Origin of the sequence: Enterobacter pseudoroggenkampii (genome assembly GCF_026420145.1) — a bacterium.
Lineage (GTDB): Bacteria > Pseudomonadota > Gammaproteobacteria > Enterobacterales > Enterobacteriaceae > Enterobacter > Enterobacter pseudoroggenkampii.
In genome coordinates, this window is the sequence record NZ_JAPMLV010000001.1 from 506,433 (window position 1) to 524,820 (window position 18,388).

At 55.2% G+C, this 18,388-nt stretch carries 17 protein-coding genes; 4 read left to right on the top strand and 13 right to left on the bottom strand.

Going from position 1 to position 18,388, the window contains the following annotated elements:
• The first annotated feature begins 165 nt into the window (after positions 1–165).
• Together rhlE and dinG are read left to right on the top strand one after the other, a co-directional pair.
• Positions 166–1,551 carry an ATP-dependent RNA helicase RhlE gene (gene rhlE / locus OTG14_RS02485; RefSeq protein WP_032649426.1) on the top strand — a complete coding sequence of 462 codons (1,386 nt, stop codon included), beginning with the start codon at positions 166–168 and terminating at the stop codon, positions 1,549–1,551.
• Between the two features lie 97 nt (positions 1,552–1,648).
• Positions 1,649–3,826, top strand: coding sequence for an ATP-dependent DNA helicase DinG (gene dinG, locus OTG14_RS02490; RefSeq protein WP_267214527.1), 2,178 nt, complete (start codon positions 1,649–1,651; stop codon positions 3,824–3,826).
• Here the strand turns inward: dinG and OTG14_RS02495 are convergent.
• The 5 genes from OTG14_RS02495 to OTG14_RS02515 form a co-directional block, all read right to left on the bottom strand.
• Complete coding sequence (locus OTG14_RS02495; protein ID WP_048991519.1) at positions 3,813–4,316, bottom strand: fimbrial protein; 504 nt, start codon at positions 4,314–4,316, stop codon at positions 3,813–3,815. The genes dinG and OTG14_RS02495 overlap by 14 nt on opposite strands.
• Complete coding sequence (locus OTG14_RS02500; protein WP_267215186.1) at positions 4,313–5,299, bottom strand: fimbrial protein; 987 nt, start codon at positions 5,297–5,299, stop codon at positions 4,313–4,315. The genes OTG14_RS02495 and OTG14_RS02500 overlap by 4 nt, the downstream gene beginning before the upstream one ends.
• 23 nt (positions 5,300–5,322) lie before the next feature.
• Positions 5,323–7,866 carry a fimbria/pilus outer membrane usher protein gene (locus OTG14_RS02505; protein ID WP_267214528.1) on the bottom strand — a complete coding sequence of 848 codons (2,544 nt, stop codon included), beginning with the start codon at positions 7,864–7,866 and terminating at the stop codon, positions 5,323–5,325.
• Between the two features lie 26 nt (positions 7,867–7,892).
• The gene (locus tag OTG14_RS02510; protein ID WP_267214529.1) at positions 7,893–8,567 is read right to left on the bottom strand and encodes a fimbrial biogenesis chaperone; all 675 of its coding nucleotides are present in this window, start codon (positions 8,565–8,567) and stop codon (positions 7,893–7,895) included.
• A 68-nt stretch (positions 8,568–8,635) separates the two neighbouring features.
• Positions 8,636–9,172, bottom strand: a complete 537-nt coding sequence (locus tag OTG14_RS02515; RefSeq protein WP_024908718.1) for a fimbrial protein — start codon at positions 9,170–9,172, stop codon at positions 8,636–8,638.
• A gap of 256 nt (positions 9,173–9,428) precedes the next feature.
• On the opposite strand from OTG14_RS02515, the gene ybiB reads away from it, so the two are divergent.
• Positions 9,429–10,391, top strand: a complete 963-nt coding sequence (gene ybiB, locus OTG14_RS02520) for a DNA-binding protein YbiB (RefSeq protein ID WP_024908717.1) — start codon at positions 9,429–9,431, stop codon at positions 10,389–10,391.
• Between the two features lie 119 nt (positions 10,392–10,510).
• Here the strand turns inward: ybiB and ybiJ are convergent, their stop codons facing one another.
• The 3 genes from ybiJ to mcbA form a co-directional block, all read right to left on the bottom strand.
• Positions 10,511–10,771, bottom strand: coding sequence for a DUF1471 family protein YbiJ (gene ybiJ, locus OTG14_RS02525; protein WP_023310874.1), 261 nt, complete (start codon positions 10,769–10,771; stop codon positions 10,511–10,513).
• Positions 10,772–11,056: 285 nt separating this feature from the next.
• Positions 11,057–11,323, bottom strand: a complete 267-nt coding sequence (locus OTG14_RS02530; protein WP_267214530.1) for a DksA/TraR family C4-type zinc finger protein — start codon at positions 11,321–11,323, stop codon at positions 11,057–11,059.
• A gap of 122 nt (positions 11,324–11,445) precedes the next feature.
• On the bottom strand, positions 11,446–11,712 hold the full coding sequence (gene mcbA, locus OTG14_RS02535; protein WP_267214531.1) for a DUF1471 family periplasmic protein McbA: 267 nt from the start codon (positions 11,710–11,712) through the stop codon (positions 11,446–11,448).
• A gap of 243 nt (positions 11,713–11,955) precedes the next feature.
• Here mcbA and rlmF point away from each other — a divergent pair, with 243 nt between their 5' ends.
• Positions 11,956–12,867 (top strand): 23S rRNA (adenine(1618)-N(6))-methyltransferase RlmF, encoded by a 912-nt coding sequence (rlmF, locus tag OTG14_RS02540; RefSeq protein ID WP_024908713.1) that lies wholly within the window; start codon positions 11,956–11,958, stop codon positions 12,865–12,867.
• Positions 12,868–12,915: 48 nt separating this feature from the next.
• Here rlmF and ybiO read toward each other — a convergent pair whose 3' ends face one another.
• The 5 genes from ybiO to dps all read right to left on the bottom strand — a co-directional run bounded on the left by ybiO (position 12,916) and on the right by dps (position 18,327).
• Positions 12,916–15,129 (bottom strand): mechanosensitive channel protein, encoded by a 2,214-nt coding sequence (ybiO, locus tag OTG14_RS02545; RefSeq protein WP_061715707.1) that lies wholly within the window; start codon positions 15,127–15,129, stop codon positions 12,916–12,918.
• 125 nt (positions 15,130–15,254) lie between these two features.
• Complete coding sequence (glnQ, locus tag OTG14_RS02550; protein WP_048991512.1) at positions 15,255–15,977, bottom strand: glutamine ABC transporter ATP-binding protein GlnQ; 723 nt, start codon at positions 15,975–15,977, stop codon at positions 15,255–15,257.
• A complete protein-coding gene (gene glnP, locus OTG14_RS02555; RefSeq protein WP_014169254.1) occupies positions 15,974–16,633 on the bottom strand; it encodes a glutamine ABC transporter permease GlnP in 660 nt (219 codons plus the stop codon). Before glnP ends, glnQ begins: the two co-directional genes overlap by 4 nt.
• 84 nt (positions 16,634–16,717) lie before the next feature.
• On the bottom strand, positions 16,718–17,461 hold the full coding sequence (gene glnH / locus OTG14_RS02560; RefSeq protein ID WP_023310880.1) for a glutamine ABC transporter substrate-binding protein GlnH: 744 nt from the start codon (positions 17,459–17,461) through the stop codon (positions 16,718–16,720).
• A gap of 362 nt (positions 17,462–17,823) precedes the next feature.
• Positions 17,824–18,327, bottom strand: coding sequence for a DNA starvation/stationary phase protection protein Dps (gene dps, locus OTG14_RS02565; protein ID WP_010428924.1), 504 nt, complete (start codon positions 18,325–18,327; stop codon positions 17,824–17,826).
• Positions 18,328–18,388 lie beyond the last annotated feature (61 nt).

Sequence of the window (18,388 nt, forward strand, 5' to 3'; positions counted from 1 at the left end):
GCCTGATTCACGCTTACGTCGAGGGAACGCGGAGGGATATTTTATGCGCCACGTCACAAAAGCTGCTACACTCCGCCCCTTCGCGACATTGTGGTTTTTGTCCTCCTAATTGTTATATCTCCCTGAAAACTACACCTGTGATGGTCGGGGCGGTTCGGAGTTTTTATGTCTTTTGATTCCCTTGGCCTGAACCCGGAAATTCTGCGCGCGATCGCAGAGCAGGGCTACGTTGAGCCAACCCCAATCCAGCAGCAGGCTATTCCTGCCGTTCTTCAGGGCCGTGACCTGATGGCCAGCGCCCAGACCGGCACCGGTAAAACCGCGGGCTTTACGCTGCCGCTGTTAGAGCTGCTGGTAAAAAACCAGCCGCACGCCAAAGGCCGCCGTCCGGTTCGAGCGCTGATCCTCACCCCAACTCGCGAGCTGGCGGCGCAGATTGGCGAGAACGTGCGTGACTATAGCCGCTATCTCAACATTCGCTCGCTGGTGGTGTTCGGCGGCGTCAGCATCAACCCGCAGATGATGAAGCTGCGCGGCGGCGTGGACGTGCTGGTGGCAACGCCGGGTCGTCTGCTGGATCTGGAACACCAGAACGCGGTGAAGCTCGATAGCATTGAAATTCTGGTGCTGGACGAAGCCGACCGCATGCTCGACATGGGCTTTATTCACGATATTCGCCGCGTGCTGGCCAAGCTGCCGCCGCGTCGTCAGAACCTGCTCTTCTCCGCGACCTTCTCCGACGAGATCAAGGCGCTGGCGGAAAAGCTGCTGCATAACCCGCTGGAAGTGGAAGTGGCGCGTCGCAACACCGCCTCTGAGCAGGTGACCCAGCACGTTCACTTTGTTGATAAAAAGCGCAAGCGCGAACTGCTCTCCCAGATGATCGGTCAGGGGAACTGGCAGCAGGTGCTGGTCTTTACCCGCACCAAGCACGGCGCCAACCACCTGGCGGAACAGCTGAATAAAGACGGCATCCGCAGCGCCGCCATTCACGGTAACAAGAGCCAGGGCGCGCGTACCCGTGCGCTGGCGGACTTCAAATCTGGCGACATCCGCGTGCTGGTGGCGACCGACATCGCCGCCCGTGGCCTCGACATTGAAGAGCTGCCGCACGTGGTGAACTACGAGCTGCCAAACGTGCCGGAAGACTACGTTCACCGTATCGGCCGTACCGGCCGTGCGGCGGCAACCGGTGAAGCGCTTTCGCTGGTCTGCGTGGACGAGCACAAGCTGTTGCGTGACATCGAACGTCTGCTGAAGAAAGAGATCCCGCGCATCGAAACCCCGGGCTACGAAGTGGATCCGTCGATCAAAGCCGAGCCGATTCAGAACGGTCGTCAGGGCGGTGGTGGACGTGGCCAGGGTGGCGGCGGTCGCGGTCAGCAGCCGCGTCGTGCCGAAGGCGGCGCACCGAAATCATCCGGCAAACCGCCGCGTCGCAACAACGACAGCAAACCGGCGGGTGAAAACCCGTGGCGCAGCGGCGAAGGGAAACCGGCAGGGGAAGGGCAGCGTCGACGCCGCCCGCGTAAACCTGCTAACCCGCAGTAATCTGGAAGCCCGGTCGTAAAGCCGGGCTTTTCTTTTTGCGGCAGCGAAGAGAAAGTGCCACAATAGTGGCTGTTTATACAGTGTTTCAGGTTTTCCGATGGCTTTAACCGCGGCGCTGAAAGCGCAAATTGGCGCCTGGTATAAGGCGCTACAGCAGCAGATCCCCGACTTTATCCCCCGAGCGCCGCAGCGGCAGATGATTGCTGACGTGGCAAAAACGCTCGCCGGGGACGACGGGCGACATCTGGCGATTGAAGCCCCGACCGGCGTCGGGAAAACCTTGTCGTATCTCATTCCCGGCATTGCCATTGCACGGGAAGAGGACAAAACGCTGGTGGTCAGCACCGCCAACGTGGCGCTGCAGGATCAGATCTTCAGCAAAGACCTGCCGCTGCTGCGCAAAATTATCCCCGACCTGCGGTTTACGGCCGCCTTTGGGCGCGGGCGTTACGTGTGCCCGCGTAACCTGGCGGCGCTGGCCAGCAGCGAGCCGAATCAACAGGATCTGCTCGCGTTTCTGGATGACGAGCTGACGCCAAACAATAAGGCCGAGCAGGAGCAGTGTGCAAAACTCAAAGCCGAGCTGGACGGCTATAAGTGGGACGGCCTGCGGGATCACACCAGCCAGGCCATCAGCGACGACTTATGGAGAAGGCTCAGCACCGACAAAGCCAGCTGCCTGAACCGTAACTGTCACTACTACCGCGAGTGCCCGTTCTTTGTCGCCCGGCGCGAAATTCAGGAAGCCGAAGTGGTTGTGGCTAACCACGCGCTGGTGATGGCGGCGCTGGAGAGCGAAGCGGTGCTGCCGGAGCCGAAAAACCTGCTGCTGGTGCTAGACGAAGGCCACCACCTGCCGGACGTGGCGCGGGACGCGCTGGAGATGAGCGCCGAAATTACCGCCCCGTGGTTCCGCCTGCAGCTCGATCTGTTCTGTAAGCTTGTCGCCACCTGCATGGAGCAGTTCCGCCCGAAAACCACGCCGCCGCTGGCGGTACCCGAGCGGCTGAGCGACCACTGCGAAGAGGTTTACAGCCTTATCTCGTCGCTGAACAACATCCTGAATCTTTATCTTCCTGCAACTCAGGAGGCGGAACACCGCTTTGCGATGGGGGAGCTGCCGGACGAGGTGATGGAGATCTGCCAGCAGCTGGCGAAGCATCTGGAAAAGCTGCGCGGGCTGGCGGAGATGTTCTTAAACGATCTGAGCGAGAAAACCGGCTCGCATGACGTGGTGCGTCTGCACCGCATCCTGCTGCAGATGAACCGCGCTCTGGGCATGTTCGAAGCGCAGAGCAAGCTCTGGCGGCTCGCCTCGATGGCGCAGGCGTCCGGCGCGCCGGTCACCAAATGGGCCACCCGCGAAGTGCGGGACGGGCAGGTGCACCTCTTTTTCCACTGCGTGGGCATCCGCGTGGCCGATCAGCTGGAAAAGCTGATCTGGCGCAGCGTGCCGCACGTGGTGGTCACCTCTGCCACGCTGCGTTCTCTGAACAGTTTCTCAAGGCTGCAGGAGATGAGCGGGCTTAAAGAGAAAGCGGGCGACCGTTTTGTAGCGCTGGACTCGCCGTTTAACCACTGCGAGCAGGGCAAGCTGGTCATTCCGCGCATGAAATTCGAGCCGCTGATCGACAACGAGGAGCAGCACATTGCGGAGATGGCGGCCTACTTCCGCGAACAGGTCGAGAGTAAAAAGTACCCCGGCATGCTGGTGCTGTTTGCCAGCGGGCGCGCGATGCAGCGCTTCCTGGAGCACGTCACCGATCTGCGTTTATTGCTGCTGGTGCAGGGCGTTCAGCCGCGCTACAGGCTGGTGGAAACGCACCGCAAACGCATCGATAACGGCGAGCGCAGCGTGCTGGTGGGATTGCAGTCCTTCGCGGAAGGTCTGGATCTGAAAGGGGACTACCTGACGCAGGTGCATATCCATAAAATCGCCTTCCCTCCTATCGACAGCCCGGTCGTCATCACCGAAGGCGAGTGGCTGAAAAGCCTCAACCGCTATCCGTTTGAGGTGCAGAGTTTACCTGCGGCGTCGTTTAACCTGATTCAGCAGGTGGGGCGTCTGATTCGTAGCCACGGCTGCTGGGGCGAAGTGGTGATTTATGACAAGCGTCTGCTCACCAAAAATTACGGCCAACGTTTGTTAAACGCGCTGCCGATCTTTCCGATTGAACAGCCAGAGGTGCCCGAGGTAAAAAAACGCCCGGCAACACTGACCGCCGGGCGCAGGAAAAGCCTCCGTGCTAAGGGGCGCGGTCCTACTGGTAAGTGAAGGTCACCTGCACCACGCTGCTGAACGTCCCCGCGCTCACCGGCATGGAGGTGGCGTAGTAGCGTGCGGCAAGTGGGAAATCGACGGTATGATCGCTTTGATTAACCAGGGCGCTGAAGCTCGCCTGCGGGGCAATCGTAATGCGATCCAGGCGGTCTGCCAGCTCCAGAGCCAGCCCGCCGGCGCTGCCCGTGCTGGCAAATTTCGTCGGGTGTGCGCTGTCTGCCTGGCCGTTAAAGGTCGCGGTGGCGAGCGTGGTGGTGGACGGGCATTTTGACAGCGTAAGGTCAAAATTCTTCCACTCCCCGGTATCCCCCACATCCTTAAAATCGCTGGAGGCGGCTTGTCCCAGGTTAACGGTCAAATTCTGGCTGGCGCTGTCTACCGAGCAGGTATTGGCGATGATATTGCCTCTCATCTGGATCGCGATCTCATCGGCATTCGCCTGCGTGAGAAGGCCTGCCAGTAGCAGTAAGGTGATTTTTTTCATTTATATCCCAACGTAATCGTGGCAATGCTGTTTGCTGTGCCGGGGGTGACGCTGGCTGCCGTTTGTTGATATGCGACCTCAAACGGGATCGCCAGCGGAACGTTCGCTTGTGCAACTGCCGCCGTATTCTTGTAAGTATCAAAGTTGGCAATTTCCCCGTCGAACATCATGCGCACTCCTACGCCGGTTGCTACGCCACTCTCCTGAGTCAGTTTTACGACGCCAGGGAAATCTGTTTCATAGCCGTTTGCACTGTTGATCATCACTTGAGGCTGTACGGTGTTATTGCAGTTAACGGTAATGTCGAACGTCTGAGGCGACGTCAGAGTTCCTGTCCCGGTGAAGTCGCTGACAGGGAAATTGCCCAGCGTCACGGTGAGGCTTTTCGGCGAAACTGAGCAGGTGACTTCGTTAAACGTGATATTTCCTGAATAGGAAAGGGTGTTCGGACTGCCTAAACCTTCGTGATTGTAAACGCCAAGCCCAAACTCCGTCTGAGCCTGAGAAAGCGAACCTGAGGACACCGTGGAGCTGGTTTTCACCAGCTCCAGAGTCACGTCAAAATTGAACGAGAGCTGTCCATCTGAAGAGAGATATCCCACCGGCGTATTCCGGGAATCACAGTGGACGCCACCGGCCCCCTGGATGCGTTGCCCCTGATCGTTCATCAGGGCGATACCAATCCCGGCGACACCAGAGTCGTACACGCCCGGCAGGCCCGCTATTTCTGAACCGGAACCATAATAGCAAGCCACTATTTCCATCCCCGGGCTGTAGGTACTGGAGCAATTCCCAGCAACGTGCACCGTCTGCTCTGAACCCGGAATGGTCGCGCCAACGGCCAGCGAGGTGGGTACCGATATGGAGGCCACATCAATCATCTTTGGCATATCCGGAGACGTGCATGACGCTTTCGCGTGCGGCATAAAAAATGCGGATATTCCCAGCACTAACAATAAAAAACTCTGTTTAACGATTTGCATCATCTTTCGTCTCAACCAGTGCATTACTGACATGTTGCGGCAGCGGTAATAATGCCGGATTCATCTCTCTCTTCAGCCAGCGCGTACTGCGCGATGCATTGTTCGCTGGCATTGTCACCCCACGCAACGGAGAGTTTTCCGCGTGCGGGGAGGCCGGAGAGGTACGTTTGGCCATCTGAGCCAACGATAAATTCGTTGTCCTTATCCTCAGTGGTCACCGTCGCGCCGAAGGGCAGCGGTTTACCGTTGTGCGTGAGCGGCATCAGCACGCGATTGCCCACGCGGGTAGTAAAGCTGGCGCGAACTACGGCGCCGCGTGTAGGGGTCACTACCTGCGCCGCGTGCGTCACGTCGGCATCATCCGGCAGCGTTTCGGTATCCAGCGCAATGGTGTTATGGCGATACGCGGTGACGAATGGTACGACGGTGTAGCCGCGGAAATCGGTCTCAACGCCCGTCTGGTTGGTGATATGCGTCCCGTGCGTTCCCGGCGCCTTCACCAGCGCGATGGTCTCACCGAGCGGCTGGCTCAGGGTGATGCCGTTGGCATGGGCAACCACGCCGCCCTGCAAACCGACGTTCACGGTCTGCTGGTATTTATCCTGACTGACGCCTGCGCTCACTTCGCCATAGGTCGCTTTGTAATCGGCGTTCATGCTGGTGGAGTTACTGCTGCCGGTACTGCTCACCCCTTCCTGAATATTCCAGTTCAGGTTGTCTTCCTTCAGCGCCGTGCCGTTCAGGCCGATATTCTGCGTGGTACCGTCTTTGGTATTGTTCAGGTTGTAGGTGGCCCAGGTGTTATGCATCCAGTGGTCCAGCGGCACGGAGACGCTCAGCGAGAACTGGTTGTCGTTCGTCACTTCGTCGCCGTTTTCATCGCTGTCCTGGGTGTTCTTGTTCATGCTGTAGCTCAGGCTGTAGCTCACCCCGTGCCAGCTGTTGTTGTAGCTGACGCTCATGGAGGTCATGTCCTGGTTCTGGCTCCAGTAAGTCTCTTTCACCATGTTCAGGGTGACGGACCCCCAGCCTTCGGGCAGCGTCTGGTCGATGGTGGCCTCGGTTCGGGCGCGGCGCTGCTGGGGGGCAGACCAGTCGTCAGAGCGGGTATATGACTCCATGGTGTCTTCCAGGGTGTAAAACCCTTTGCTGTTGTAGCGATAGCCCGCGAGCGAGAAGTTGGTGCCTGAACCGGCAAAATCTTTGCTGTAGCGCACGCGCCAGGACTGGCCTTTGCTGGCCTGCTGCTTTTTCAGCAGGGCCTTTGCGCGGGTGACGTCGATGGAGAACGCCCCTAAATCGCCCATGTTTTTCCCGGCGCCGAGCGCCTGGGACTGATAGTGGCTGCTCTGCTGTATGCCGCCGTAAGCGGTAAAACCAAAGGGCAGGCCGTAAATTGCGCTGCCCTGGGCAAACGGAGTTTTCTCGACGTCTTTGTCGTAGGAACGGTACCGCCCGGCGGTCACGCTGTAGCGCAGGTTTTTTTCGCGCTGCAGTACCGGTACGGAGGCATATGGCACCACGAAATGGCTTTCGCTGCCGTCGGTCTCTTTCACGGTGACCTGCAGATCGCCGCTGCTGCCGGTGGGGTAAAGGTCGTTAATTTCAAACGCGCCGGGAGCGACCGTGTTCTGATAAATGACGTACCCGTTCTGGCGAACCATCACCAGCGCATTGCTGTGTGCGGTGCCGCGAATAATGGGCGCATAGCCTTTTTCGCTGTCCGGCAGCATGTCGCTGTCGGATTTAAGCTCCACGCCGGTGTAGGGTACGCTGTCAAAAACATCAGAAGGCGAAGAGCTTTGTCCAACGGTGAGATCGCTTTTCATCGCCACGATATCGCGCTGGGCATAGGTATAAACGGAGGAGAATTTTTGTTGCTCTTCCTTGCCCTGGGTACTGCGATTCCACGTGGAGTAGTTGCGTACGCGCCAGGCGCCAACGTTAAACCCGGGACGCAGGTTAACGTACTGGCTGCTGTTATTCTGCTCGCCCGACTGTCGCGCATGGCTCTGGCTGGCAGTCGCGCTGTAGTTGAGAATACCTGCGGTGATCCCCTCGTCGAATTCTTTCGGGTCGATATAGCCGCGTGGAACCTGGCCCAGGGCCAGTTGAGGGATACTGAGCAGCAGCTGCTGATTGCGAACGTGAAACGACGTGGAGGCTGCCGGGATGGCGGTTAAATCGGCACACTGGCCTTTTGCCATCAGCGCCGGATATTTTTGGGTTTTGATCCCAAGGCTTTTTAAATCATTCAGGCTAAAGCAGGGCTGAAGTGAATTGCTGCCGTGTGAATCTTTTTGCAATGTGAACGTGACGTCGCGGGTATCAATTTTATTATTATTAATAAAAATAGCGACCTGATATTTACCCGGTGCCTGCCCTGGCCCTTTTTCGTAAACCGACAGATCGGTCTTACCCTGTTGCGGATTATCAATATCCAGCAGCGCCGGGTTAAAATAATCATCAGCCATAACCTGCTGCGCAAAAAACATCATTGCCAGGCCACAGAGAATGACCAGCAGGGATGAAATTCGGCAGGTGAAAGGCTTTTTATGGCTGTACATGATTATTTTATTACCGGCGGATAGTATTAACGAACGGCTTTCGACCAGGTATGGCTGATGCTGCCGTAATCAGTAATAATGGAATACGTGACGGTTGAGCCTCCGATATTGCCAGGTAAGGCAAAATGCGTTTCCGTTTTCGGGACCGCCCAGGTGGCTTTTGTTACTTTATGACCGTTCAGCGTGACGGTCTGGAAGTTCATAAAGAAAGGCGTGGGGTTATTCACCACCAATTCATTACCTTCATGGTGCCATTCAAGCTTATCGGCCACCTCTTCTGGTCTGCCTTTTACTGCTGACGGGCGATAAAGCAATTTAATACGCGTATTAATGGCAATTTGTAGCGTATTCACACCTTCGACGTGCTTTGATGATGGGATCGCTTTAATATTTAACCAGTACAGAGATTCCCTGTCTTCCGGTAAATTTCCGCCCGTACGTACAACGCGCAGAACGTTATCTTCTTTCGCATCCAGACGGAAAAGAGGAGGGGTGATTAGGAACGGCGCTTTGGCCAGGTTTTTACCGCCAGAGTCGACCCAGGACTGTACCAGATAATCCGTTGCATCTGGGTTTGAAAGACCAAGAGACGATTCCTTTTTCTCTCCCTGGTAGACCAGACGTGTGCCATTAATAATGACACCTGCATGTGCAGTAGAGGCCGCCAGTAAAAGCGTGCTCAGTAAATAACCGTGGCGCATAAATATTTCTCAATAAGATAAGAGATATTAACGCGTATAACCGTGTTAATATCTCAGGATTGATAATATCAGTTATAGATAACGGTGAAGGTCGAAACGGAGTTAGCCGGACCTGCGGTAATCGCGGCCCCGGTTTGAATATAACGCGCGCCGAATATCAGGTCGTTAACTGCTGTACCGGAGGCTAACGGATATTGCTGAGAAGGGGTGTACAGACTCACCGGCTGCTCAGAAGCGTCAACCAGCTGAATAGCGACACCCGTTGCCGCATCCACATCCGGCGTTAATGCCAGCGTTGCGTTGTTATTCGCATCCGGCGTTCCGCCGAAGTTAATCGCTGCAGAGGTAACGGTTTCCGGACAGTCTTTTAACTGAATATCGAACTTCGTTAACGTGCTGGTAGAGCCTGCCCCGGTAAATACCGTTTTAGAGACTTTACCTAACTGAACGTTTAACGGGTTACTTAACCCATTAACCACCTGACACGCTGAATCAATAATTTCCCCGGTGAAGTTGATCTGCCCTTCACCGTTTGTTGCCGCAAATGCGGATGCAGAACATCCCACCGCTGCGGCGATGAATAAACCTAAAGCAACCTTGTTCATAGTGAATCCTGATATGTGACTGGTGCGAACGTTGCCTGGACGTTTTCACCGTTGACCCTGGAAGACTTTCCGCTGGTTATTTAATCAAAAAATACATCTCTAAGAATCTTCTGCAGAAATCACAAATAATTGAAAAATTGCTTGTATATATTTTTTTTCATTAAAACAGAGCATTGGGTTAGGGGATAAAACACTAACGGGCGGGCAATCATCAGGGCTATATTGTTAACAAGATGATGCTGTCAGGAGAGAAGTCGTGGATTACCGCAAAATTATCAAAGAGGTAGGGCGTGGGAAAAATCATGCCCGCGATCTGGACCATGAAACCGCGCGTGCACTTTACACCCGCATGCTTGAGGGCGACGTCCCCGACCTGGAAATGGGGGGCATTCTGATCGCGCTGCGTATCAAAGGAGAGGGTGAGGCGGAGATGCGCGGGTTCTATGAAGCCATGCAGGCGCAAACGCTGCGCTTAACGCCGCCTGTGGCAAAGCCCATGCCGATCGTAATCCCGAGCTACAACGGCGCGCGCAAGCAGGCAAATTTAACCCCGCTTCTCGCTATTTTATTACACAAGCTGGGGTTCCCGGTGGTGGTGCACGGGGTTAGCGAAGACCCCACTCGCGTACTGACGGAAACCATTTTCGGGATGCTGGGCATCGAGCCAACGCGTCATGCCGGTCAGGCGCAGGCGAAGCTGGATGGCCATCAGCCCGTTTATATCCCGGTTGGCACACTTTGCCCACCGCTTGAAAAGCAGCTAGATATGCGCTGGCGCATGGGCGTGCGCAACAGCGCGCACACGCTGGCGAAGCTGGCCACACCGTTTGGCGAAGATGCCGCCCTTCGTCTTTCCAGCGTCTCGCACCCGGAATACGTGGCGCGTGTGGGTCAGTTCTTTGCGGCTATTGGCGGAAGGGCGTTACTGATGCACGGCACGGAAGGTGAGGTTTATGCGAACCCACAGCGTTGCCCGCAGGTGATGCTGATTGATTCTGCAGGTACGCGCACCATTCTGGAACGCGGGGAGGAAAATAGCGGTGTGATATTGCCTGAGGCAAAAGATCCCCATACTACAGCCCACTGGATTGAGCAGTGCCTTGCCGGAAAAGTTCCTGTTCCGCATTCGATCAAGCTGCAGATGGCCTGCTGTTTGCTGGCAACCGGTGAAGTGGACACGGTAGAAGCCGGGCTGGCACGCGTGGCGCAGTCTTTTTAACTAAAAAAAAAGCCCGTCCAGTGGCGGACGGGCAAGCAAGGGTAACAAACAACAGGGTCAATGAGGGTTGGAGCAGCTCACCAGAGGGTTTGGCGAGGGGACAGCATTCGTTCAGGCGATTATTTGTAGATAACCGCGGTACCGCTCAGCTTGTTATTGCCGTTAGCGGAGGTAATGGTGTATCCGCTTGCACCGGCAGCAGCGGCTTTCTCAGCCAGTTTGGCTTCCAGACCGTCCAGCGTGGTCGCGCCATCAGCACTCACCACACCGACTTTGTTCATGTTCTGTGCCTGAGTTGAAGAGACTGGCTCTACGGCGAAAGCGCCGAAGGACAGAGCGGACAGGGCAACAGCAGCTACAGCATATTTGATGGTTTTCATAATTAATCTCTCGCAGGTGTTTCTGTTAAGGGGACGATGTTCCGTCGATGTGATGAGTATCACGTTTTTTTGCGAGGGATAAAATCGAAGAGAATTGACGTGGTTGCTCAAAAAAACTGAATGACAAATAACTTATTGAATATTAATAAATTCAAACTGGCGATTTACACTTCTTTTTAATGCGCTTTACAGAAGCGAAATGAAGGGCACATTTTGCCACGCGGTTCGTTAAAAATCGTGAGCGTAAAGGTATGGGCCTGCGGGGTTAACTTAGGTAAAGGAAAGTCAACGTAACTGGCTGTCTTTCGAAACTCTGCGATTATATCCCGAATGTGATGAGTTTTTTGAATCTTTATGCTGCTGGCAGGAGATGCAAAGCCTTACGCCGGGGATGGCTTTCCGGCGCGCCTCCGGAATGGGTTCTCCGCATTCTTCGCATTCCGTTAAGCTTTCGCCGCGCGGAATTTCACCGCGGGCGCGCGCAACCGCATCTTCAATAGTACTGTTGATCTGTTCGTTAACAGCGTCGTCATTTGCCCAGCCGGAAGCCATTATGCCCTCCTGATATCGGTTTCAGCCCTACGTTTTACTATGGGGTTAAAAAATGAACAATCAAGGCGAGGGGGAAGAGAACTGCATCCGTTGGTCAGATGCAGTCTGGGGAAAAAAGCAGATTATTTATAAATGGTCGCTGTGCCGTACATATGGTTATCGCCGCCAGCGGAGTTCACCACGAAGCCTTTTGCACCTTCCTGACGGGCTTTTTCGGCAAGTTTAGCCTGGAGATCGTCAAGGTTGCTGGCACGACTAACTGAAACGGTGCCTGCAGGACGGAGCTGGCTGGTGTCGGTACTCTGGGTCAGTGACTGAACGGCCATGGCAGAGAATGAAGCGGTTGCCAGGACGCCAGCGATAATAGCAAGGGTCAGATACTTTTTCATAATCACATCCTCATGAGGAAACAGCAGGTGATTCCCTTTAAGTTTAGAAGCCTGATGAGTGTGACTTAGCGCAAATATTTGATGATGATCTGCTTATTTTTTGAACGATATAAATTGACAATTCGCTGACAGATCATAGACATAAAGGTGTTTGATTTACGGCGGTTTTTTGCGCGACGCAGAGAAAGATTTACCGTTGGGCCAGCAAAGGGTATCTTACGCCGCTGTTTAAAGGAGAATGCCATGACTGCCCAAAAGCCGGGATTGCACCCGCGAAATCGCCACCGCAGCCGCTACGACATGAATGCGTTATGCCTGAGCTGCCCGCCGCTGCAGGACTACCTGGTTCAGACCCCAGCGGGAGAGCCCTCGGTCAACTTTGCTGACCCGCAGGCGGTTAAAATGTTGAACAAAGCCCTACTGGCGCATTTTTACGGTGTGGCTCACTGGGATATTCCGGAAGGCTTTCTCTGTCCACCTGTGCCGGGCCGCGCGGATTACGTGCATCACCTTGCCGATCTTCTTGCCGAGGGCAATGAGGGCGTTGTTCCGCCGCAGGCCACCATTCTGGACATTGGCACCGGGGCGAATCTGATTTACCCGCTGATCGGCGCGCATGAATACCACTGGCGCTTTACCGGAAGCGAAATCGGTGCCGAGGCCTTTGCCAGCGCCCAGGCGATTATCAGCGCGAATCCTGGGTTGAGTCGCGCCATTCGCCTGCGTCGTCAGAAAGAGGCGGCGTCGATCTTCAACGGCATTATTCACAAAAACGAAAGCTATGACGCCACGATGTGCAATCCGCCGTTCCATGATTCGGCGGCATCGGCTCGCGCGGGCAGCGAGCGCAAGCGCCGCAATCTGGGTCAGGCTGAAGACGCCGCGCTGAACTTCGGTGGTCAGCAGCAGGAGCTCTGGTGTGAAGGGGGCGAAGTGGCGTTTATCCTGCGCATGATTGCGGAAAGCAAACAGTTTGGTCGTCAGGTAAAGTGGTTCACGACGCTGGTTTCCCGCGGAGATAACCTGCCGCCACTCTACCGCGCGCTCACCGAAGCGGGTGCCGTAAAAGTGGTGAAAAAAGAGATGGCGCAGGGCCAGAAGCAAAGCCGCTTTATCGCCTGGACGTTTATGGACAATAACAAACGTCGCAAATAGCACTCCGTCGCAGGCCGGGTAAGGCGAAGCCGCCACCCGGCAACGAGGCTACAGCGTCGGCTCCTGCGGTGGGAGCGGAGCTGCGGGCGGCGGTAGTACCTGATAGGTCTGGACCGGCATCCGCACGTTCGCCAGATCGAAGTGTTTTTTCACCATGCTGTCGAGCGCAAAGCGCACCGTCCACTGCTTCAGCGGCTGGGTGGTGAACGACACGCGCAGGGTAAACGCCGTGTTCGTCAGTCCGACGATGCCGGCGAATGACGGCTCACCAATCACCAGCCCGCGAATATCCTCCATCTGCATCAGCTCTTCTACCGCATCGCGCAGCGCCTGCTTCGCTTTGTCCGCATCCTCGTGACGATCCACATCGTAGTTCGCTACAACTGAACCAATGCCGCGTACAAAGTTGGCGAAGGTGGTGATCGAAGACCAGGGAATGATGTGGTACGCCCCGGTGTCCTGGCGCACGCCCACCGAGCGGATGGACATCCTCTCCACGGTGCCGGTTAACGGTCCGATGGTCACCAGATCGCCCGTGTTCATCCCGTTTTCAAACTGAATGAAAATGCCGGTAATAATATCCTTCACCAGCGTTTGCGACCCGAAGGAGATCGCCAGCCCCAGCGCACCGGCCCCCGCCAGCAGCGGGGCGATATTTACGCCGATTTCCGACAGCACAATCATGATGGTGATGGTGCTGATAATCACCGCCAGCGCGTTGCGGAACAGGGTTAATAGCGTTCTTGCCCGCGCGCTGGGCAGCGGCCTGCCGTGAATATCCGATACCAGGCGGTTCTCGATAAGGCTCGCCAGCAGCGTCCAGCCGACCGCGGAGAAGAACAGGATCAGGGCGATACGAATTAAAATATCGACGGTCTTTTCGCCTGCGCCGTTATGCAGCCAGTTCCAGAAATCAAACAGGCTCCACGCATTCAGGAGCAGCATAATCGCCACGCAGACGGTGAGAATGCGCGCCACTTTGAGCGATACCGACATCCAGCCGTTCACCCGTTTTTGCAGCTCCGGGTAATTACGCTGTACCTGCGGCGACAGGGTGATGGTTTTCGAGATCCAGCGCGACAGCAGCCCCGACACAAACGCCGCGATGCCGATAATGGCCAGGCTTTTGAACGTCGCCCCCATCATGAATTTCAGGCTATTGCCCGGGTCGAACAGCGAGAAGAAGCACAGTACGATGAAGTAGGCGCTTGCCAGCCAGTGCCACACCAGGGCGAAAGCGCGGATAAACAGGCTAAAGAACGAAAGGGAGCGATCGGCCAGATTCAGCAGGCTTTGGGTAATGGTTTTTTTATTGTGGAAGATCAGATACAGCGACCAGACGGTAATGCAGATCATGATAATGACGTTTGCCAGCGCCCCGAACTGGACGTTCACCTGGTTGGAGATGATCGGCACGGCAACCAGCAGACCGTAGCCAATCAGCCCGCTGAGCACGCTCAGACGCAGCGCCCAGTACTTCGCGCTCGCATCCCGGATGGCGAAAGGACGCAGTTCAGGCACGTGCGGACAAAAAAGTAACCGCAGCAGCGCTTTGAAGAACTCAATCAGGGCAAAGGCGTTCAGGAAAAGCGACTGCTGGAAGGCGATGGTTTTGTTGTCCGCGTTCAGCCTGTCGGCCAACATCTGGCCTAAAAACAGCGTCAACGCAAGCAGCAGTAAATCGATCATAAACGCTGAGGCTATCATCAACGGCAGGTGCAGCCAGCTGCTTTTCTGCTGATTCTTTCTGCGTCCCCATTGCCCCATTTTGCGATAGAGCGGCCACGCGCACAGGCGTACCAGCCAGTAAAAAAGAAATACTGCACCGGCCAGCATCAGAAACTGCGTGGCGGCGGCGGTAAACGTTTGTGGGTTAAACGGCTTATGCGGCGAGCCAATCAGGTTGCGGTAGAGCTGAGCAAAGCGCGAGGAGAGCGCTTCCCCATAGTGCCGGCTCACGTCGGTGACATTTTCCAGCACCGTTTTTTGTTCCTCCACCTGGGGAGGGGTGATGACAGGCACCGGCTCCTGCGGCGGCGTGGCGGCCACTTTCCGCAGCTGACCAATAAGTTCCTGCCGGGAGGTGTCGTTCTCAAGGACGTCGGCGAGGGCGCTGTAGGCGGCTTTTTTCTGTTCGACATCGGGTTCCGGTGGCGGCGTATTTTGCTGGCTGGCGGTTGTTCCGGTGGTCACGCCGGGGATCGCGACGGCGAACGATGGCGCACTAAACAGGCTAATCAACAGCAACAGGATCCACGGCACGGCGTCCTCCGGTGAAAATGTCGAACAAAATGATAAGTATAGAAGTCGGGACGCGGAGGGGGATTTTTGGGAACAATCTGGCGTAAAAAAGCCGGGCAAGCCCGGCTTTAGCGTAAAGCGATGGATCAGGAGACGTGCTGCAGGAACTCCTGCAGACGCGGGCTCGGCGGGTTCGCAATTAATTCCTGCGGGTTACCGTCTTCCGCGATACGGCCTTTATCAATAAAGATCAGGCGGGACGCCACTTTTTCAGCGAAGCCGATTTCGTGGGTCACGATCACCATCGTCATCCCTTCTTCTGCCAGATCCTGCATGACCTTCAGCACCTCGTGGCGCAGCTCCGGGTCGAGTGCGGACGTAGGCTCATCAAACAGCATCATTTTCGGTTTGACCGCCAGCGCGCGGGCAATCGCCACGCGCTGCTGTTGACCACCGGACAGCTCAGAAGGGTAGTGGTGCGCGCGTTCAGCCAGGCCGACTTTCGCCAGCAGATCTTTGGCCAGCGCTTCTGCTGCCGCTTTGTTAGCGCCGCGCACGCGCAGGGGGCCAAACATCACGTTTTCCAGCGCCGTCAGGTGAGGGAACAGGTAAAACTGCTGGAACACCATGCCCGCTTCCTGACGAATCAGACGGTCGTCCACTTTCGGGTCGTTCACCTTCAGACCGTCGACGATAAGATCGCCGCTGGTGATCTCTTCCAGCTTGTTGATGCAGCGCAGCAGGGTGGATTTACCGGAGCCGGATGGCCCAATAATCACCACCACTTCACCCTGTTTAATGTTCAGATCGATATTGTGCAGCACCTGGGTTGGGCCAAAGTGCTTGGAAACGTTTTTAAATTCAATCACAGGATTTTCATCCTTCTTTCAAGACGACGCAGAACGAAGCTCAGAACCAGAGTAATGATCAGGTAGACAACGGCTACCGCACTCCAGATTTCCAGCGCGCGGAAGTTGCCAGCAATGATCTCCTGACCCTGACGGGTCAGCTCGGCCACGCCGATAACAATGAACAGCGACGTATCTTTAATGCTGATGATCCACTGGTTACCGAGCGGTGGCAGCATGCGACGCAGCGCCAGCGGCAGAATAACGTGGCGGATCGTTTCGCGACGAGAAAGACCTAGCGCCAGACCGGCTTCACTGAAACCTTTATGAATCGACAGCACCGCACCGCGGGTGATTTCCGCTATGTAAGCGCCTGAGTTGATCATAATGGTGACGACGGCTGCGCTGAACGGATCGATGCGCAGGTCGGTGAACGCCATTGGCAGGGCGAAGTAGATGAACATGACCTGTACGACAATTGGGGTGCCGCGGATCACTTCGATGAAAACCAGTGCGATGTGGTTTGCAATCCAGCCGCCGTAGGTGCGAGCGAAACCGGCGACAAGACCGATAATCAACCCACCAACCAGACCCAGGACCGAAATCCACAGGGTCATTTTAGCGCCTTCAAGCAAGATAGGAATGGCAGGCCAGATGGCGCTCCAGTCAAACTGCATGATAATTTCCTGTTACTGTTACCGTGTTTCAAAAATAGCAGGGGCGAAAGGTCGCCCCCGAGTGAACGTCATTGTTACGTCTTATTATTTAGGCTCGGTACCGAACCATTTTTTGTAGATTTCGTTATAGGTGCCGTTCTCTTTCAGCGTTTTCAGCGCGCCGTTAACTTTCGTGCGCAGGTCGTCGCTGCCTTTCGGGAACGCGATACCGTACTGCTGGGCTTCCAGAGACTCGCCAACCGCTTTGAACTTACCGTTACCGGCTGTTTTGATGAAGTACAGGATGTTCGGCGTGTCGTGCAGAACCGCGTCAGCACGGTTGGTGCCGAGTTCCATGTACGCGTTGTCGATGTTCGGGAACTGACGCAGGTCTTTGGTTTTGATATTTGCTTTCGCGTAATCAACCGAACCGGTGCCGCTCTTCACTGCCACCACTTTGCCGTCGAGATCTTTCACGCTTTTTACGTCGTTATTATCGGCTTTGACCATCACCAGCAGGCCGCTTTTGTAGTAGCCGTCAGAGAAGTCGATCGCTTTTTTACGTTCATCGGTAATGGTGATGCCCGCCAGCGCCAGATCAACGTTCTTGGTTTGCAGTGCCGGGATGATGCCGCTGAAGTCCATCGGCTTCAGGGTGTAATCCAGTTTGAGTTCTTTTGCGACTGCGGCCCACAGATCCACATCAAAACCAACGTATTTATCACCCTGTTTGAATTCAAACGGAACGAACGCCGTGTCGGTCGCCACAACCAGTTTGTCGGCAGCCTGAGAGGACACCGCAAAAGCCAGGGTAAGTGCAGCCAGTGAAACTTTTAATACAGACTTCATAGCATTTCCTTTTATATCCACGGGGCGATCCCCTGCGAGAACAGGTGGCACAATGAAAAAATCGTGCCAACTTTACAAGCTATTGTTTTGCAAAGGGGATGATGTCATACATTGCACATTAAATGGGGCAATGAGGTTTTATTGCACCAAAGTGGAGCACTGTTTTGGTGCGCTTCGTTTGGCTCAACTGACGGGGAGATATTTAGCGTAAATTATGACGAAAAAACAATCTTCCGTTAACGGTTGTGTGAGGTGATTATTACATTTCGTTCACTTTTGCAGGTGTGCAGACAAAAACTGTGCACCATAGATGTGCAAAACCCTCACCGGAGGGCGAGGGTTTGATAGAAAATTCGTATGAATTATTCGATGTTAGATTCGATAAACCACAGGAATTGATCCAGGTCGCGGGACGCGGCGGTGAAGATGTCTGCAGTATCTTCGTCTTTCGCTTCGCCAATCGCTTTGCGCACATCATTTGCCACAATCGCGTAGCGGTCCGCCAGCTCTTTCAGGTGATCCTGAACGGTATGGATATCCAGCGGATAACTCTTCAGTGGCGTTTTGCTGTTGATCACCTGCGTGGTACCCAGCGCCACGCCGCCTAGCTGAACGGCACGTTCAGCCATCGTATCGAGGTGGGTCACCAGTGCTGTGCGGAAGCCATCCAGCATTTCATGAACGGCAATAAAGTTTGCACCGCGCATATTCCAGTGGGCCTGTTTGGTGATCAGCGAAAGATCGATGAACTGGATCACCTGGCGATTCAGCAACTCAATGGTTGCTTTTTTGTCGCTGTCCGATACATCGTTACGGGTATAAAGCAGATTAGACGCTTTCGTTTTCACCAGTTTAGCGGTACTCATAATCTCATATCCTCTTGATGTTTATGTCCCAGGTAATTACGGAACTAAGTATAGCACCGGA

Bases quoted from the DNA above. Each gene is read 5' to 3' on its own strand.
- glnP (WP_014169254.1), bottom strand. From the start codon at position 16,633: ATGCAGTTTGACTGGAGCGCCATCTGGCCTGCCATTCCTATCTTGCTT.
- dps (WP_010428924.1), bottom strand. From the start codon at position 18,327: ATGAGTACCGCTAAACTGGTGAAAACGAAAGCGTCTAATCTGCTTTAT.
- glnH (WP_023310880.1), bottom strand. From the start codon at position 17,461: ATGAAGTCTGTATTAAAAGTTTCACTGGCTGCACTTACCCTGGCTTTT.
- OTG14_RS02510 (WP_267214529.1), bottom strand. From the start codon at position 8,567: ATGCGCCACGGTTATTTACTGAGCACGCTTTTACTGGCGGCCTCTACT.
- OTG14_RS02500 (WP_267215186.1), bottom strand. From the start codon at position 5,299: ATGCAAATCGTTAAACAGAGTTTTTTATTGTTAGTGCTGGGAATATCC.
- OTG14_RS02505 (WP_267214528.1), bottom strand. From the start codon at position 7,866: ATGTACAGCCATAAAAAGCCTTTCACCTGCCGAATTTCATCCCTGCTG.
- OTG14_RS02515 (WP_024908718.1), bottom strand. From the start codon at position 9,172: ATGAACAAGGTTGCTTTAGGTTTATTCATCGCCGCAGCGGTGGGATGT.
- rhlE (WP_032649426.1), top strand. From the start codon at position 166: ATGTCTTTTGATTCCCTTGGCCTGAACCCGGAAATTCTGCGCGCGATC.
- ybiJ (WP_023310874.1), bottom strand. From the start codon at position 10,771: ATGAAAACCATCAAATATGCTGTAGCTGCTGTTGCCCTGTCCGCTCTG.
- OTG14_RS02530 (WP_267214530.1), bottom strand. From the start codon at position 11,323: ATGGCTTCCGGCTGGGCAAATGACGACGCTGTTAACGAACAGATCAAC.
- dinG (WP_267214527.1), top strand. From the start codon at position 1,649: ATGGCTTTAACCGCGGCGCTGAAAGCGCAAATTGGCGCCTGGTATAAG.
- mcbA (WP_267214531.1), bottom strand. From the start codon at position 11,712: ATGAAAAAGTATCTGACCCTTGCTATTATCGCTGGCGTCCTGGCAACC.
- rlmF (WP_024908713.1), top strand. From the start codon at position 11,956: ATGACTGCCCAAAAGCCGGGATTGCACCCGCGAAATCGCCACCGCAGC.
- OTG14_RS02495 (WP_048991519.1), bottom strand. From the start codon at position 4,316: ATGAAAAAAATCACCTTACTGCTACTGGCAGGCCTTCTCACGCAGGCG.